This is a genomic window from Massilia sp. FBCC-B171 (genome assembly GCF_059134155.1).
Genome location: NZ_CP101443.1, coordinates 3,940,546 through 3,956,865 on the forward strand (window position 1 = coordinate 3,940,546; position 16,320 = coordinate 3,956,865).

General features: G+C 64.1%; 12 protein-coding genes. 6 read left to right on the forward strand and 6 right to left on the reverse strand.

Features of this window, described 5'->3' with window-relative positions; all coding sequences use genetic code 11:
- The first annotated feature begins 4 nt into the window (after positions 1-4).
- The 3 genes from NMB41_RS17850 (at position 5) to NMB41_RS17860 (ending at position 5,262) form a co-directional block, all read left to right on the forward strand.
- A complete protein-coding gene (locus NMB41_RS17850; protein WP_494379141.1) occupies positions 5-1,408 on the forward strand; it encodes an MATE family efflux transporter in 1,404 nt (467 codons plus the stop codon).
- A gap of 94 nt (positions 1,409-1,502) precedes the next feature.
- Entirely contained in the window at positions 1,503-3,722 is a 2,220-nt protein-coding gene (locus tag NMB41_RS17855; protein ID WP_494379142.1) for a S9 family peptidase, read from the forward strand.
- Between the two features lie 343 nt (positions 3,723-4,065).
- Entirely contained in the window at positions 4,066-5,262 is a 1,197-nt protein-coding gene (locus NMB41_RS17860; RefSeq protein WP_494379143.1) for a right-handed parallel beta-helix repeat-containing protein, read from the forward strand.
- A gap of 97 nt (positions 5,263-5,359) precedes the next feature.
- Here the strand turns inward: NMB41_RS17860 and NMB41_RS17865 are convergent, their stop codons facing one another.
- On the reverse strand, positions 5,360-5,539 hold the full coding sequence (locus NMB41_RS17865) for a CsbD family protein (RefSeq protein WP_494379144.1): 180 nt from the start codon (positions 5,537-5,539) through the stop codon (positions 5,360-5,362).
- A 196-nt stretch (positions 5,540-5,735) separates the two neighbouring features.
- On the opposite strand from NMB41_RS17865, the gene NMB41_RS17870 reads away from it, so the two are divergent.
- Positions 5,736-6,836, forward strand: a complete 1,101-nt coding sequence (locus NMB41_RS17870) for an AI-2E family transporter (protein WP_494379145.1) — start codon at positions 5,736-5,738, stop codon at positions 6,834-6,836.
- 57 nt (positions 6,837-6,893) lie between these two features.
- Here the strand turns inward: NMB41_RS17870 and NMB41_RS17875 are convergent, their stop codons facing one another.
- The 4 genes from NMB41_RS17875 to NMB41_RS17890 form a co-directional block, all read right to left on the reverse strand.
- Positions 6,894-7,073 carry a CsbD family protein gene (locus tag NMB41_RS17875; protein ID WP_494379146.1) on the reverse strand — a complete coding sequence of 60 codons (180 nt, stop codon included), beginning with the start codon at positions 7,071-7,073 and terminating at the stop codon, positions 6,894-6,896.
- Between the two features lie 80 nt (positions 7,074-7,153).
- Positions 7,154-7,777: a class I SAM-dependent methyltransferase gene (locus tag NMB41_RS17880; protein WP_494379147.1), complete on the reverse strand. Its 624-nt coding sequence runs from the start codon at positions 7,775-7,777 to the stop codon at positions 7,154-7,156.
- A 4-nt stretch (positions 7,778-7,781) separates the two neighbouring features.
- The gene (locus NMB41_RS17885) at positions 7,782-9,845 is read right to left on the reverse strand and encodes a M13 family metallopeptidase (protein WP_494379148.1); all 2,064 of its coding nucleotides are present in this window, start codon (positions 9,843-9,845) and stop codon (positions 7,782-7,784) included.
- A gap of 24 nt (positions 9,846-9,869) precedes the next feature.
- A complete protein-coding gene (locus NMB41_RS17890; RefSeq protein ID WP_494379149.1) occupies positions 9,870-12,503 on the reverse strand; it encodes a M1 family metallopeptidase in 2,634 nt (877 codons plus the stop codon).
- Between the two features lie 274 nt (positions 12,504-12,777).
- On the opposite strand from NMB41_RS17890, the gene NMB41_RS17895 reads away from it, so the two are divergent.
- Positions 12,778-13,059, forward strand: coding sequence for a flagellar protein FliT (locus NMB41_RS17895; protein ID WP_494379150.1), 282 nt, complete (start codon positions 12,778-12,780; stop codon positions 13,057-13,059).
- A gap of 531 nt (positions 13,060-13,590) precedes the next feature.
- Here the strand turns inward: NMB41_RS17895 and NMB41_RS17900 are convergent.
- Complete coding sequence (locus tag NMB41_RS17900) at positions 13,591-14,793, reverse strand: FimV/HubP-related protein (RefSeq protein ID WP_494379151.1); 1,203 nt, start codon at positions 14,791-14,793, stop codon at positions 13,591-13,593.
- Positions 14,794-14,890: 97 nt separating this feature from the next.
- Between NMB41_RS17900 and fumC the strand changes: the two genes are divergently transcribed.
- A complete protein-coding gene (gene fumC, locus NMB41_RS17905) occupies positions 14,891-16,285 on the forward strand; it encodes a class II fumarate hydratase (protein WP_494379152.1) in 1,395 nt (464 codons plus the stop codon).
- Positions 16,286-16,320 lie beyond the last annotated feature (35 nt).

The following is a 16,320-nucleotide window of genomic DNA, read 5'->3' on the forward strand; positions in this document are numbered from 1 at the left end:
ATCCATGACTTCCACCTCCACGCTCCCCGCCTCGCCCTCGGCCGTCCGCCTCGAGATCGCCACTTTGTGGAAGCTGTCCTGGCCGATGCTAGTCGGCCAGCTGGCCACCGTCGGCATGGGTGTGGCCGACGTGGCGATGACGGGGCACGTGAGCGCGGAGGAGCTGGCCGCCGTCTCGCTGGGCGCCTCGGTGTGGTCGATCGTGCTGGTGACGGTGATGGGCATCATGATGTCGATCAATACCGTGGTCGCGCACGAAATCGGCGGCGGGCGCTACGACAAGATTCCGCATTCGGTGCGCCAGGCGCTGTGGAAAGGTCTAGGGGTCGGCATGCTCGCCCTGATCGCGACCAACCTGGCCACGCTGTTGTTCGACCATATCGGCATGGACCCGCAAGTCGCCGACCGCGCCGCCCTGTTCCTGCACGTGACCAGCATCGGCATGCCGGCCTTCGCCTGCTACCGCGCCCTGTACGGCTATACGACCAGCATCAACGAGACCAAGCCGATCATGGTGATCGCCATCCTGGGCCTCTTGTTCAATATCGGCAGCAACTGGCTGCTGGTGTTCGGCAACTGGGGTTTCCCGCAGCTGGGCGCGGTCGGCTGCGCAGTCTCTACCAGCGCAGGCATGTGGCTGATGCTCGTCGCCATGCTGGCCTGGGTAAAAGTGTCCCCGGTCTACCGCCAGACCTACCCCTTTACCGGCTGGGAAGGCCCGGACTGGAAGGAAATTCGCGACATGCTGCGCCTGGGCCTGCCGATCGGCGTGACCTATTTTGCCGAGGTCAGCGCCTTCGGCCTGATCAGCCTGCTCGTCGCGCGCTTCGGCGTCATCCAGGTCTCGGCGCACCAGATCGCGCTCAATTTCGCGTCGCTGGTGTTCATGGTGCCGCTCAGCTTCGGGATTGGCCTGCTCACCCGCGTCGGCCAGGCGATGGGCGAAGGCAATCCGCTGCGGGCCCAGTTCGTCTCGCGCGTGGGCGTCGGCATGTCGGTCGCCTTCGGGGTGCTGTCGGCCGCCTTCATCGCCCTCTTCCGCTGGGAAATCGCGCGCGCCTACACCTCCGACCCGGCGGTGCAGGAAGCCTGCGTGCACCTGCTGCTGTTCGCGGCGCTGTTCCAGCTGTCGGATGCGACCCAGGTGGCCACGGCCTCGGCGATCCGCGGCTACCAGGTCACGCGCCCGCCGATGATCATCCAGCTGGTCGCCTTCTGGGGTTTCTCTCTGCCGCTGGGCTATATCCTCGGTATTGCACCGGCCTGGTTCCCCTTCTCGCCCGCCGTGCCGATGGAATCGACCGGCTTCTGGATCGGGCTGGTGCTGGGGCTGACGATTGCCGCCGTGCTGCTGACCTGGTCGATGGAACGGCTGTCGCGCCGGAAAGCCGCCGCTGTAACTGATTAGCACTGTCGTATTCACTGCGTAAGTACTGCTTTTGCAGATGGAGTCTGGTATCGTCTCGTGCGTTGCATAAAGCTAACTTTCAACGAGACAAACAATGCGCCTTCTCCTCTGCCTCCTGGCCGCTCTTGCGGCAGCGCCCGCATCCGCGGAACGCCTGACGCTCGACCGCATCCACGGCGAAACTTCACTCGCCGGTCCCGGCGTGAAAAACGTGCGCGTGTCGCCTGACGGCGAACGCGTCACTTTCCTGCGCGGCCGCACGGACAATCAATTCCAGCAGGATCTGTGGGAATACAACATGAAGGACAAGACCACGCGCCTGCTGGTCGACTCCAAGAAGCTTGTGCCCAACGAAACCCTGTCGCTCGAGGAAAAGGCGCGCCGCGAACGCGCCCGCACCGCCAGCCTGTCCGGCATCATCAACTATACCTGGGCACCGAGCGGCAAGCAGCTGCTGGTGCCGATCGCCGGCGACCTCTACCTGGTCGATGTGGCGCAGCCGGATGCGGCACGCAAGGTGGCATCGGGTAACGTGCTCGATCCAAAGATTTCGCCGAAGGGCCGCTACGTTTCGTTCGTGCGCAACCAGAACCTGGTCGTGATCGACCTGAAGACGGGCGCCGAGCGCCAGCTGACCCAGGACGGCAAGGGTACCGTGCACAACGGTGAAGCCGAATTCGTGGCCCAGGAAGAAATGGACCAGACCACCGGTTACTACTGGGCGCCGGACGATTCCGCCGTCGCGTACAAGCGTTACGACGAAGCACCGGTGCCGGTCGTGCGCCGCTTCGAAATCTTCGCCGACCGCACTGAAGTGATCGACCAGCACTACCCTGCCGCCGGTGATCCGAACGTGCTGGTGGACCTGTTCATCGTGTCGCCGGAAACCGGCGTCTCGCGCAAGATCGACCTCGGCGCCGAGAAGGACATCTACCTGGTGCGCGCCGACTGGAGTGCCGACAGCAAGACCCTGGTCTACCAGCGCCAGACGCGCGACCAGAAGCGCCTCGACCTGATCGCCGTGAACGCCGCGACCCTGGCCCAGCGCACGCTGCTCTCCGAAACCTCGAAGACCTGGGTCAGCATCCACAACGACCTGCACTTCCTGAAGAACCGTTCGGCCTTCATCTGGGCTTCCGAGCGCTCGGGCCGCAACCACCTCTACCTGTACGACCTGAACGGCAAGCTGCTCAACCCGATTTCGAGCGGCGAATGGGGCGTCGACAACGTGCTGGCCGTCGACGAAGCTGCCGGCAAGGTCTATGTGTCGTCGAATAAAGACGCGGTGATCGACAAGCAAACCTATGCGCTGGCCCTGAACGGCAGCACGGCCGGCAAGCCTGCGCGCATCACCGCCGGCGACGGCTGGCACGAGACCAAGTTCGCGAACAACGGCAAGATCTTTGTCGATACCTTCTCGAACCCGACCACCCCGCCGCAAGTGTCGATCCGCCGCGCCGATGGTGCGATGGTGCAATGGCTGGAGCAGAACGAGCTGAACGGCAACCATCCGTTCGCGAAATTCCTGCCGGACCTGCTGCCGACCGAATTCGGCACGATCAAGGCGAAAGATGGCCAGACCCTGCACTACTCGATGATCAAGCCGGCCGGCTTCGACGCGAGCAAGCGCTATCCGGTCTTCCTGTTCACCTACGGCGGGCCGCACTCGCAGCGGGTCACCCGTACCTGGGGCAATTATTTTGACCAGTACATGGCGCAGCAGGGCTTCGTGGTCTTCCGTCTGGACAACCGTGGTTCGAGCCGCCGCGAACGCGCCTTCACCGACGTCATCTATAACAACCTCGGCAAGAACGAAGTCGAAGACCAGGTCACCGGCATCGACTGGCTGGCGCAGCAGAGCTTTGTCGACGCCAAGCGCGTCGGCGTGTTCGGCTGGAGCTATGGCGGCTACATGACGCTGCGCCTGCTGGCTGCGGCTTCGGACAAGATCGCGATGGGCGTGTCGGTGGCGCCGGTGACCGACTGGGCACTGTACGACACCCACTACACCGAGCAGTTCGTGGGCGGCACGCCGAAGTCGGATCCGGCAGCCTATGCCCGCAGCGGCGTGTTCGCGCACCTGGACGGCATGAAGTCGCCGCTGTTGCTGGTGCACGGCATGGCCGACGACAACGTGCTGTTCTCGAACACGACCCGCCTGATCGACGAGCTGGTCAAGCGCAACGTGCAGTTCGAGCTGATGACTTATCCGGGCGCCAAGCACGGCATCTCGGGCCGCAGCAGCCAGCGCCACGTGTTCGGCCTGATCGAGGGCTTCTTCAAGAAGAACCTGGGCGGCACGCAGCCGAAATAAGACCACAGGGTCTGCTTCACGCGAAACCGGAACGCCGCAGGGCGTTCCGGTTTTTTTTGTGGCATTTAGCTCAACAGTTGCCGCGAAGTCTAGATAATTTCTGACAAGTCAACAATAAGTCAACTAAAAATGTCTCGTATACCCCACGGTATACAACTTTTTTTTGTCGATGCATTTGCCATCAAATGCATATTTTTCCTAGGAGAATTGAATTCTGAGCTCATCAATATAGCTTTGCGGAAATAAAATCTATCCGCACGGAATTAATTCCTCGGGGTATTCTTCGTGTTCCTGATCTAGCGACACGTTTTAAAACGAACACGCACCAACCGAGGACACTCCAATGCAAGCCATCCGTACCAGCGCCACCCGCCTTTCGTTCACAGTGACCGCCGTCATCCTGGGCGCCGCAATCGCGGCCCCGGCAGCGGCCGCAACGCTGAGCGTCGGCGCAGGCAAAACCTACGCGACCCCATGCAAGGCTTTCGCCGCTGCCAAGACCGGCGACATCGTCGAGATCCAGGCCGCCACCTATTCCGGCGACGTCTGCGGCATCTACGCCAGCAACCTGACCATCCGCGGCGTCAACGGCCGCCCGAAGATCGATGCCGCCGGCAAGAACGCCATGGGCAAGGCAACCTGGGTCGTCGTCGGCAGCAACATCAGCATCAGCAATGTCGAGATGTACGGTTCGAAAGTTCCTGACCGCAATGGCGCAGCCCTGCGCTTGGAAGGTACCAACTTCACCCTGCGCAACTCCTTCCTGCACGACAATGAGAACGGCATCCTGAGCGGCCAGAACCTGAACAGCACGATCACGCTCGAGAACAACGAGTTCGGCCACAACGGTTATGGCGACGGCTACAGCCACAACGTCTATATCGGCAAGGTCGCCAAGCTCTACTACCGCTACAACTTCTCGCACGACGCCAACGTCGGCCACAACCTCAAGACGCGCGCCGTCTACAACCTGATCACCTACAGCCGCTTCTCGAGCCTGCGTTCGGGCGAGACCGGCAGCACCGCCGCCGGCAAGCCAAGCTACGAGATCAATGTGCCGAATGCCGGCACCACCTATATCGTCGGCAACGTGATCATGCAGCCGTCCTCGCACAACAACCCGAACATGATCGCGTACGGCGAAGAAGGCGCGACCAACGGCAAGCAAGACCTCTACGTGGTCAACAACACCTTCCTGAACGAAGACGCATCGCGTGGCTACTTCGTGATGGTGGGCAAGGGTGTCACGACGCCGGTCAAGCTGATCAACAACCTGTTCAGCGGCACCGGCACCCAGAGCACTCAGGTTGCCGCCGTCAAGAAGACCAACTACCACTCGCTGGCGCCGAGCTTCGTGAACCGCGCGGCCTATGACCTGCGTCCGCTGGCCAACGTGCAGATCACCAATGCCGGCTCGGTTCCTGGCTACGCGGCCGATGGCCTGAATCTGAAGGCGGTGAACAGCTACAAGCACACTGCGCTGGCAACCCCGCGTTCGACCATCGGCGCGATCGATATCGGCGCCTACGAAGTCCAGTAAGCACCGCCCGCCAGTGCGCGGCTGAAAAACAAAGGCCCCCGGCGTCGTGACGCCGGGGGCCTTTGTCATTCGCTCACCGCACAGGGCGGTGCGAGAATCAGCGGGTTGCGTCGTTCAGCTTTTCCTTGGCGTCGCCAAACTTTTCCTGGGTCTTGCCTTCGACCTGGTTCTTCAGGCCCTTGGCTTCCTGCTCGGTGCTACCGACCAGCTTGCCGGTTTCTTCCTGAATCTTGCCGCCGATGTCTTGCAGTTTGCCTTCGACTTGGTCTTTGTTCATGATGATCTCCTGGTGTAATAAGGCGCTGTCGGATGACAGCGCGATGGGTTCAGATTACGCCCGAGGCCGAGCGCGTTCCGTGCGTGCGTTCACATAACTCGGGAATATCTTGAATCCGCCCTGGAGCTCATCCATGCGCCGGTTCGGCTTTACAAATGCTAATGTTTCATTATTCTTTTGCTAATGAAAGCCGATCATGCGTGAACCTGCCCATCTCCCCGTCCCGCCTGCCGAAAAACCGGACGACGCCCCGGAACCGCAGCGCAAGCTGGCCAAGCGCACCGCCCTGGTCGACGGCATCAGCGTGCTGTTCATCCTGGGCCTGGCAGCCATCTGGTTCGCGTCCGACGCCCTGCTGCTGGTGTTTGCCTGCATCCTGTGCGCGGTATTGCTGTATGAACTCTCAAGCAAGCTGTCCGACCGTATCAAAATCAAACGCGAGTTTGCGCTGGCGCTGGTGGTGCTGCTGCTGTTTGCCACCATTGGCCTTGGCGGCTGGGCCATGGCGCCCCAAATTTCCGAACAGTCGGCCAAGCTCGCCGAAACGGTGCCGAAATCGCTGGCGCAGCTGCAAGGCGTCGTCAACGAGTACCCTCTGCTGAAAAAGGCGCTGGCGGGCCTGCCGCCGCCCGAGCAGATCGTCAAGCAGATGTCGCAGCTGATCCCGAATGCGGGGCTGTTCTTCGGCGGGGTGCTGGGCGCGATCGGCAACGTCGTCATCATCCTGTTCGTCGGCATTTATTTCGCCGCCTCGCCGCACTTGTATACGAGCGGCCTGATCAAGCTGGTCCCGCAATCGAAGCGCCCGCGCGCGCGCCAGGTGCTGCACAAGATCGGCCATACGCTCTCGAGCTGGCTGCTCGGCAAATCGGTATCGATGCTGATCGTCGGCACCGTCACCTCGATCGGCCTGTCCCTGCTCGGCGTGCCGCTGGCGCTGATCCTCGGCATCATTGCCGGCCTGCTCGACTTCGTCCCCTATCTGGGCCCGATCATGGCCGGCGTGCCGGCGGTGCTGATCGCGTTTTCGATCAGCCCGGACCTGGCGCTGTACACAGTGCTGCTGTTCGTGGGGGTGCAGCTGGTCGAAGGCTATGTCCTGCAGCCGCTGATCGAATCGCGCGCGGTCGACCTGCCGCCGGCGCTGACCATCGTCATGCAGCTCGTATTCGGCGCCCTGTTCGGGTTCGCGGGGGTGGCCCTGGCCACGCCGCTGGCCGCGGGCTTGAAGGTGCTGGTGCAGATGCTGTATGTGGAGGATGTGCTGGGGGACAAGGTCGAGGAGGAGAAGGCGTAAGCAGCAACAAAAAAGCCGCGACAGGGTCGCGGCTTGGTTGCTAATGCGGTGGAGAAATCAGCGGTTCCCTTTTTTGACCACATCCTTCAGGTCGCCCACTTTTTCCTGCACCTTGCCTTCGGCCTGGTTCGACAGCCCTTCGGACTGCTGCTGGCGACTGCCGACAGCTTCGCCGACCTTTTCCTGGATCTTGCCGCCGATGTTCTTGGCCTTACCCTTGATTTGGTCCTCGTTCATGATGAGTCCTCTTCAAATGAAAAACGAAGCTTCACCTTAGGCCCGATGAAACTTCGTTTCTGTTCGCTGGCTAACATTTCCTACATGATGGGCCGGCGCCACACACTCGCCAGCCAGGGTTGCTGCTCGCGCGGCAAACCCGGTGGGCGGTAGTAATGGTGCAGCGGCACGAACCCCGCGCCGACCACATGGCGTTCCCAGGTCGGGTAATCGTAGTAGCTGCCATAGCGCGGCCCATTCCAGCCCTCCTCGTTGTGCCCGCGCGGATTCGAGCTGAACAGCACGCCACCCGGTTTCAGCGTGGCATACAGGGCGGCCAGCACCCCGTCCAGGGCGGCGCTCGGCACATGGAAGAGCGAAGCGTTTGCGAAAACGCCGTCGAAGTAGCCGGGCGGCAAGTCGAGGTGCAGGAAATCCTGGTGCCAGACTTCGCAGCCGCTGTATTCGCGCGCCATGGCGGCGAACTCCGCCGCGCCATCCAGCCCGATGGCGCGGTGCCCGAGCGCGCTGAAGGTTTTCAGGTCGCGCCCTGGGCCGCAGCCAAGGTCGAGCAGCGTGTACGGCGCCGGCGCTTCGATGGCGCCCAGCAGGGCCGCGATGTTCTGGCTGACATCGTGGTCGATGGTGCCGGCAAAGAACCCTTGCGCATTGCGGTCGTAATGCGCAAGGGTCAGCCGGGAGATCTGGTCGAGATCGTCGGTCATCGCATTACCAGATCTTCACCCGGTCCTGCGGCGCCAGGTAGAGCGACTGCCCCGGCTTGACGTCGAAGGCCTTGTACCAGGCGTCCAGGTTGCGCACGATATAGGTGCGGTACTGGGATGGCGCATGGCCGTCGGTCATCACGGCGCGGCGCAGCGAGGCTTCGCGCGCCTTGCTGCGCCAGGCCTGGGCGTAGCCGGTGAAGAACTGGCGGTCCGCCTCGACGGTCTTGCCCGAGGGCGTGGTCTTGAACGCGTCGTAGGCCGCTTCCAGGCCCGCCAGGTCGGCCAGGTTTTCGCTCAGCGTCAGCTGGCCGTTCACCGCCAGGTCCGGGAAGGGTTTATAGGCGCCGTACTGCTCGACCAGCTTGTTCGAGGCAGTCTTAAAGTGCGCCAGGTCTTCCTTGGTCCACCAGTCGCGCAGGCGTCCCTGGGCATCGAACTGGGCGCCCTGGTCGTCGAAGCTGTGGCTGATTTCATGGCCGATGACCGAGCCGATCGCGCCGTAATTGGCGGCATCGGACCCTTTCGGATCGAAGAACGGCGGCTGCAGGATGGCGGCCGGGAAGTTCATCGCGTTTTGCAGCGGCAGGTTCACGGCATTGACCAGCTGCGGCGGCATGGCCCATTCGGTACGGTCGGGTTTGCGGCCCAGCTTGGCGAGCTCCTGCTGGTAGTGGTATTCCTCGGCGCGCACGGCGTTCCCGAAGGCGTCGCCGGCGACGATCTTGAGGCCGTCGTAGGACTTCCAGCGCTCCGGATAACCGATGCCGACATACATCGACGTGACCTTGGCCTTGGCCTGGGCGCGGGTGGCCGGCGCCATCCACTCGAGCTTGTCGATGCGGCGGCTGAAGGCATCGATGATGTTGGCGACCATGGCCTGCACCCGCGCCTTGTTCTCGGCCGGGAAGTACTTGGCGACATAGATCTTGCCGACGGCTTCGTCCATCGCGCCATTGGTGGCGCCCAGGGCGCGCTTCCAGCGTGCCGACTGCTGCGGCGTACCGCTGAGCGTCTTGCCGTTGAACTCGAAACGCTGGTCGTTGAAAGCTTTCGGCAACAGGCTGGCGTACTGGTTCAGCTTGTGGAAAGCCATGTAGTCGCGCCAGGTGGCGACGTCGGCGTCAGCCAGCAGCTTGGCCGCGCCGACGATGGCGCTCGGGTGGTAGACCTGGAAGCGGTCCTGCTTGCCCAGGCCCGCGGCCTTGAAGAAGGCGGCCCAGTCGATGCCCGGCGCCTTGGCGGCGAAGTCTTTCAGGCTCCACACATTGTTCGACTTCTGGATGTTCGCCGAATCTTCGCGCGTGGCATGGGTCTGCGCCAGCGCCAGCTCGAGTTCGAAGACGCGCGCGGCGCGTTCGTCGGTCTTGTCCATGCCGGCAAGCTTGAGCATCGCGCCAATGTGCTGCTGGTACTTGGTACGCAGCTCGGCCATGCGGGCATTGTTTTCCAAGTAGTAGGCGCGGTCAGGCAGGCCCAGGCCGCCCTGCAGCAGGTAAGGCAGGTTGCGCGACGGCTCGGTCAGGCCCTGGGCGACCCAGAGGCCGAACAGATTTTCGGTAAAGAAATTGGTGGCGTTCAGCGGGTCGACGTCGGCGCGGATCGAGCCGCCCAGCGCGCGTACCAGCGCGGCCTTGTCCTTGATGCCGGCGATCGATTTGAGCATCGGCTGGACCGGCGCCAGGCCGCGTTTCTCGATACCGGCTTCGTCCATGTAGGCCGCATAGAAATCGGCCACCTTGCGCGCTTCGCCGCTGGTGTTCTTGTTCGCGCCGAGCTCCTCGATCATCTTCACGATACGGGTATTCGTCTCTTCGGCCAGCGCGCCCATCGCGCTCCAGGAACCGCGGTCGGCCGGGATCTCGGTTTTCGCGAGCCACTCGCCGTTGGCGTAGGTGAAGAAATCGTCGCCCGGCAGCACGGTCATGTTGGTGCTGCGGGTGGCGGCGGCCTTGTCGGCGGGCGCGGCCTGGTTGGCTTGGGCCAGGGCGACGCCGGGGGCGGCGAGCGTGCTGCCGCACAGGGCGAGAACGGCGGCGGTGCGAATGAGTGTCCAGCGAGTCTTCATGCTTTTCCTTTGAATGAACGATAGTTACTGTTGCGCTGCCTGCAATGCGGCACGGACTTGCGGCAGCAGGCGCGCCTTTTGCGCCGCGCGCACGCGAATGCCATTTCCCACCCGACGAGCTTCGACCAGCGCGTCCGGGCCGAAGTTCTGGCCTACATAGCCTTCCATCATATCCGCATGACGCGTGTCAGAGGACCCGGCGACGACCGAAGCGAGCGCGCGGTTGCGGCCCACGGCATCGGTACTCTTGAGCAGGACCTCGCGATTGGCGACGGCGAACTGCCAGGCCTGGTCCGGATGTTCGCGCCCGACGCTGGCCACGATCACGCTGGCGAGGTTGGCCGGCACCTGCGGCGAGATGGCCATGCGCAGCGTATTTTCCGCCAGCGCCGGATCCTGCACCAGCGTCAATGCGCCGCCAAAACGGTTGCGCTCCTCGTCGGTGCTGGCCGCGGCCACCTGCTTGCCCAGGGCCGCATAGGTGGCCCCATCGGCATAGCGGCCCACGGTATTGACCACGAAGTCGAGCATCTCGGGGCTGACCGAGGCCGGGTCGGCCTGGTAGCGGACAAACCGCTGGCGTGCTTCCTGGATCGCCCGTTCGTCGCCGGCACGCGCCAGGGCTCCTGCCAGCAGTGCGCGCAACTGGCGCTCTTCGGCCGACTCGCCCGCCTTCGGCTCCCAGCCCAGTTTCGCGAAGCGCGGCTGGATGAAGTTGATGAGGAAGCGCCGGATCAGCGCCTGCTCGGGTTCGCCGCGTGCGAGACGCTCGAGCGTACCCAGGTTCGACAGGATCGACTCCCAGACCGCCAGGCGCGGCTCGTCGCCGTACTTGGCCACCAGCGCGACATAGCCACCCAACTGCATGCGCCCGTTCGAGACCAGGCTCCAGGCGTCGAGCAGCAGTTTCAGGCGGGTCGCGTCCGGCAGGCGCGCGGCGTCGATGGCCAGGGCGTCGAAACTGGCGCGATCGTACTGGATGCGGAAGAAGCCGACGCTGTGCGGATCGACCACCAGGGTGCCGTCGCAGCTGCCCTGGGTCAGCGTCGTGCTGCGCCCCGACAGCAGCGTGTACCAGGCTTTGCCGTTGACGGTGCCCACCTGCAGGGGCACGCTCCAGAGCCGGTTTTCCTGCGCCGGTTCGTCGAGCCGGTACTGTTCCTGCGACAGCGTCACCTGGCGCTTGCCGTCCACGCAAGCCTGGCTGACCGAGATCAAAGGGTAGCCAGGCTGCGTGGTCCAGTCGGCGGCAAGTTTACTCACCGGCTTGCCGGAGGCTTTCTCGATCGCCGACCACAGGTCGGCCGTGGTCGTGTTCGAATACTGGTGCTTGGCCATATAGGCACGGATGCCTTTGCGGAACTGATCCTCGCCCACATAGGCTTCCAGCATGCGCAGGAAGCCCTGCCCTTTGACATAGGTGATCGAATCGAAGGCGCCGGCGGCCTGCTCTTCATTGTCGATACGGGTCTGGATCGGATGCGTGGTCTTGCGCGCGTCGAGATTCAGGACGCCTTCGCGCTCGGCGATGCCGTCCAGGTGCGGACGCCATTCCGGATGGAAGTGCTCGGTGGCCTTGGCCGCCATCCATGAGGCAAAACCTTCGTTCAGCCAGAGGTTGTCCCACCAGGCCATCGTGACCAGGTTGCCGAACCACTGGTGCGCCACTTCATGGGCGTTGACCTCGAAAGTGAGTTTCTTGGTGTCTTCCGTGCTCTTTTTCGGGTCGTACAAGAGCGTCGACTCGTTATAGACGATGCCGCCCCAGTTTTCCATCGCACCATTGAAACCACCGGGAATCGCGATCTGGTCGAGCTTGGCCAGCGGATAGGGCACGCCGAAGTAATTGTTGTAGTAGCGCAGCAGGTCCTTGGTGGCCTGCAGCGGGAAGGCGGTCGAGCCGAGCTTGCCGGCGGTGGTGACGATGCCGATCTCGACGCCATCCTGGCGCGCCGATACGCGCTCCATTTCGCCCGCCACCAGCACCACCAGGTAGCTCGGCATTTTCGGCGTCGGCGCGAACGAGATGCGCTGCAGGCCGCCGGCGAGCTTTTCCTGCTTCTCGACCGGGGTGTTCGAATAAGCCTTGAAGCTGGCCGGCACGTCGACCGTCAGCTTGAAGCGGGCGCGGAAGGCCGGCTCGTCCCAGGTCGGCAGCATGCGCCGGGCGTCGGACGGCTCCATCGTGGTGGCGACCAGTTTCTTCTCGACGCCGCCCGCCTTGTAGCCCACCTGGAACAGGCCGCGTCCTTCGCGGTTGATCTGGCCGCGGAATGTCAGCGACAGCGAATAGCGGCCCCGCGCCAATGGCGCGCCCAGCTCGAAGGCCAGGGTTTCCTGTTTTTCGTCGAGGACGGGCGTCAAAGCGCGTTCGGCCATGCCGCGCCCGGACAAGGCGGCGCGGTCGATGGCGAGGTTGGCGGCGTTCAGGACGATGCGCCGGGTCGGACGCAGCACCTCGATCTCGACGCGCTGCTCGCCGCGGAAGGTGTCGGCGGCGATGTCGGGGACCAGGTGGGCGTCGTAGAGCAGCGGAATCACGTCCTTGGGCAGCTTGCCCGGCGTGTCGGCGAACGAGAACGGCGCTTCGGCCTGCGCAGGGGCGGCCAGCGCCAGGGTCAGTGTCAGGGCAAGGCCGGCGGCGCGTGGGTGTCTCATGGTTTCCTCTCTTGTTCTTTTAATATTGATACGGTGCCGCGCCTGGCGCAGCGACCCAGCACGCACTCTAAGGGAAGCGGCAAGCCGGCGGCCCCGGAATGCGACAGACGGCAAAAAGGAGCGCTGGACTGCAAAAACCGGCGCCTGCGGCGTTGCCGAAGCGATGAGAAAAATTTTGAATTATTTTTACGAGCCGCCCTAAAGTTCCGGCGAACTCTGCCGTAAAAAGAGGACAACCGGTAATCCGGCCGAAAAAAATTGTCGCGGTGCTCACATGACCTCCAACGAAGTCCTCACGATGTACGAAAATATTGCTGGTCTGACGGGTCAGATGGCCTCGGCCGCGCAATCGGGTGACTGGAATGGTTTCGACAGCCTGAAGGCGCAATGCGCCGTGCAGGCAAGCGCGACGGCAACCGGCGTGCCGGCCCTGGAAGGCAGCAAGCGCCAGCGCAAGATCGACCTGCTGAAACAGATCATGGCCAACGACCGCGCGGTGCGCGACGTGACCGAGCCTTGGATGGGCCAGCTTGACCGCGTGATGCGCGCGCACTGAGCCGCCTCCCCTCTTTTGCAAGAAAGCGCCTGCGGGCGCTTTTTTTATTGCTCGCGCAAAAGCGTCGCGCAAACAAAAAGGCGCCCGAAGGCGCCCTGGTGCTACGGAGAAGACCCCGTATGAATTCGGAGAGCAACACCAGGTAATCCCGATGTCGCCTCTTTTGCCGGTTGCATCCGGCGTCCGCTGCCGCTGTTGGCAGATGACCGCTTCCGAAGACAGGCGTCTCGCGACGTACATCCGGTACCCGCGCCACGCTATCGGTGGTGGCTGCGCCGGACTCTGTTCCGTTTTGTGGTTTTGACAACCAACGGATTGAGTATAGCGCAAATTTTACTGTTGTGTAGACCATTCGTGCGCGCCCTGAAATGCGGTCTGAAACGGAGGGACGTAGGGTGGGCGGGTTCCCCGCCCACGCGTTCAGCCGACCACGAATCATCCCGGGTATAAGACTTTCGCGGATGAGCCGCCGTCGCTTGAACGCGTGGGCGGGGGACCCGCCCACCCTACGGTCAAGCTCAGGCGCAGACTTTACTCAGCCTGTTCCGCCACCGGCTCGACTGCCGCCGGCGCCGCTCCCTTGGCGCGTCCCGGCATCAGGCGCGCTTTTACCGCCGCCATGAACTTCGGCTTGGGCTCGCCCTCTTCCGCCTCCGGTTCCCCCTTGGGCGGCTTGGCCGGCTTGTGCTCCGGCGGGATCTTGTCGAAGCGCGAACGCTTGCGGCGGCGCAGCAGCGCCAGCACCAATCCGGCGATGGCGCACACGGCTGCCACACCGGCGCCGATCAGGAGCCAGGGCGTTTCCGATGCCGGCGCGAGCGGCTCCACTTTCTTCGGCTTGCGGTGGATGCGCGGTGCGCCCTTGGGTGCGTCGGTCGCTGCCGGACCAGGCGCGGCGGGAGCGGCCGCGGCGGGTGCAGCGGGAGCGGCAACAGGCGCAGCGCCCTGCAGCAGCTTCACTTTTTGCTCGAGCTTGCCGAGTTGCTGGTGCAGCGATGCATTCTTTTCGCCCAGCGCGACGCAGGCGTTCAGGTGTTCGCTGGCCGGCTGCGGGGCGCAGCTCGGAGCCTCGGCCGGCGGCGGCGTGGGGACCGGAACCGCGGCCGGCGCTTTCTTCGGCACCGGCTTCGGCGCGGGTTTCGCCACTGCCTTGCGCACGGGCGCGGGCGCTGGACGCTTGCTCTCTTCCACGTATTCTTCGCCGGCATGCAGGGCGGCGGCCGGGCGCGGCACCGGAACGGGCTTCTTGACCGGCACCACGGGCTGCGGCGCCGCCGCTTTGACAGGCGCGGGCAGCGGCGCAGCCAGCACCGGCGCCGGCACCGGCACCGGGGCAGGCGGCGCGGGATTCGGATCCGGCGTCAGCCACAAAGTCACCAGGCGCACGCTGCGCTGGCCGCCGTCCGTCAGTTCTAGATAGACGTGCAACATGCGGCGCTCGACCGGCTTGAGCGAGGTCAGATGCAGGAACTGGCGGCCCTCGCGCCTTATCACAGTCATGTTCAGGCTGGAGAGTACCGGCGGCATGGCGATGTTCGCGCCCCGGTACACGTCCGGGTGGGCGAGGCGCACGGCAACTTTGGTGGCGGGGTCCTCGACCAGGGTCAGCTCGACGTCCGCCACGAGCGCCTGCCCGATATGCGAGCGCACCTGGGCCTCGCCCAGTTCGGCGGCCTGGCCGGCAGCCGTTGCAGAGGCAAGGAGGAGTGCTGAAAGTATCTGGGAGGGGCGCATCGCCATAGTCGGGAAGAATTTGTAGCCTAAGCGTAATTAACGGGTGTTCGGATACACTCTTTAGCTCCAGCATCGAAATAAATAACAGGACACCGTCATGGAAAACCGGATAGAAAAAGACAGTTTCGGCCCGATCGAGGTCCCGGCCGACCGCCTCTGGGGCGCCCAGACCCAGCGCTCGCTGCACCATTTCCACATTTCGACCGAACGCATGGCGCCGGAACTGGTTGCAGCGCTGGCCCAGGTCAAGCGCGCCGCGGCAGCGGTGAACCGTTCGCTGGGCAAACTGGCGCGCGACAAGGCCGACGCCATCATCGCCGCCGCCGACGAAGTGCTCGACGGGCGCTATCCGGACGAATTCCCGCTGGCCGTCTGGCAGACCGGTTCCGGCACGCAAAGCAACATGAACATGAACGAAGTGCTGGCCAACCGCGCCTCCGAGCTGATCGGCGGCGAACGGGGCGAGGCGCGCCTGCTGCACCCGAACGACCACGTCAACATGGGCCAGTCCTCGAACGACATCTTCCCCACCGCCATGCACGTGGCGGCGGCGCTGGCGGTGTCGAAGGACGTGCTGCCCTCGCTGGCACGCCTGCGCGCCACCCTGCTGGTCAAGTCGCGCGACTTCGACGACATCGTCAAGATCGGCCGCACCCACCTGCAGGACGCCACACCCTTGACCCTGGGCCAGGAGTTCTCGGGCTATGTCGCCCAGCTCGAATTTTGCGAAGGCGCGATCCGCGCGTCGCTGCCGGGCCTGCTAGCGCTGGCCGCCGGCGGCACGGCGGTCGGCACCGGTCTGAACGCCCACCCCGAATTCGCCCCGCGCATCGCCGCCGAACTCGGTTCGCGCACGGGCCTGGCCTTCAAGACGGCGCCGAACAAGTTCGCGGCGCTGGCCGGGCACGAAGCGCTGGTGTCGAGCCATGGCGCCTTCAAGACGCTGGCCGCTGCACTGATGAAAATCGCCAACGACGTGCGCTGGATGGCTTCGGGCCCGCGCTCGGGACTGGGCGAAATCACGATTCCCGAAAACGAGCCGGGCAGCTCGATCATGCCGGGCAAGGTCAATCCGACCCAGTGCGAAGCGCTCACCATGCTGTGCTGCCAGGTGTTCGGCAACGACGTCGCGCTGACGGTGGGCGCCTCGCAGGGCAACTTCGAGCTGAACGTGTTCAAGCCTATGATCGCCCACAATTTCCTGCAAAGCGCGCGCCTGCTGGCCGACGGCATGCGCTCCTTCGAAGAGCACTGCGCGCGCGGCATCGAACCGAACCGCGAGCGCATCGGCGAACTGATGGAGCGCTCGCTGATGCTGGTGACCGCACTGGCCCCGCACATCGGGTATGATGCCGCCGCGCAGATCGCCAAGCATGCGCAGCACAAAGGCATCACGCTGCGCGAGGCGGCCCGCGAATCGGGCCATGTCAGCGAGGAACAGTTCGATCAGTGGATCGTTCCGATGGACATGACGCGTCCGGATCCGGAATAACGCAGCGCCAGGTTGGCGCGCCGCGCCGCGATGAC

Coding starts and splice junctions, on each gene's coding strand:
- NMB41_RS17900 (WP_494379151.1), bottom strand. CDS start 14,793: ATGCGCCCCTCCCAGATACTTTCAGCACTCCTCCTTGCCTCTGCAACG.
- NMB41_RS17870 (WP_494379145.1), top strand. CDS start 5,736: ATGCGTGAACCTGCCCATCTCCCCGTCCCGCCTGCCGAAAAACCGGAC.
- NMB41_RS17850 (WP_494379141.1), top strand. CDS start 5: ATGACTTCCACCTCCACGCTCCCCGCCTCGCCCTCGGCCGTCCGCCTC.
- NMB41_RS17895 (WP_494379150.1), top strand. CDS start 12,778: ATGACCTCCAACGAAGTCCTCACGATGTACGAAAATATTGCTGGTCTG.
- NMB41_RS17865 (WP_494379144.1), bottom strand. CDS start 5,539: ATGAACAAAGACCAAGTCGAAGGCAAACTGCAAGACATCGGCGGCAAG.
- NMB41_RS17855 (WP_494379142.1), top strand. CDS start 1,503: ATGCGCCTTCTCCTCTGCCTCCTGGCCGCTCTTGCGGCAGCGCCCGCA.
- NMB41_RS17880 (WP_494379147.1), bottom strand. CDS start 7,777: ATGACCGACGATCTCGACCAGATCTCCCGGCTGACCCTTGCGCATTAC.
- NMB41_RS17885 (WP_494379148.1), bottom strand. CDS start 9,845: ATGAAGACTCGCTGGACACTCATTCGCACCGCCGCCGTTCTCGCCCTG.
- NMB41_RS17890 (WP_494379149.1), bottom strand. CDS start 12,503: ATGAGACACCCACGCGCCGCCGGCCTTGCCCTGACACTGACCCTGGCG.
- NMB41_RS17875 (WP_494379146.1), bottom strand. CDS start 7,073: ATGAACGAGGACCAAATCAAGGGTAAGGCCAAGAACATCGGCGGCAAG.
- NMB41_RS17860 (WP_494379143.1), top strand. CDS start 4,066: ATGCAAGCCATCCGTACCAGCGCCACCCGCCTTTCGTTCACAGTGACC.
- fumC (WP_494379152.1), top strand. CDS start 14,891: ATGGAAAACCGGATAGAAAAAGACAGTTTCGGCCCGATCGAGGTCCCG.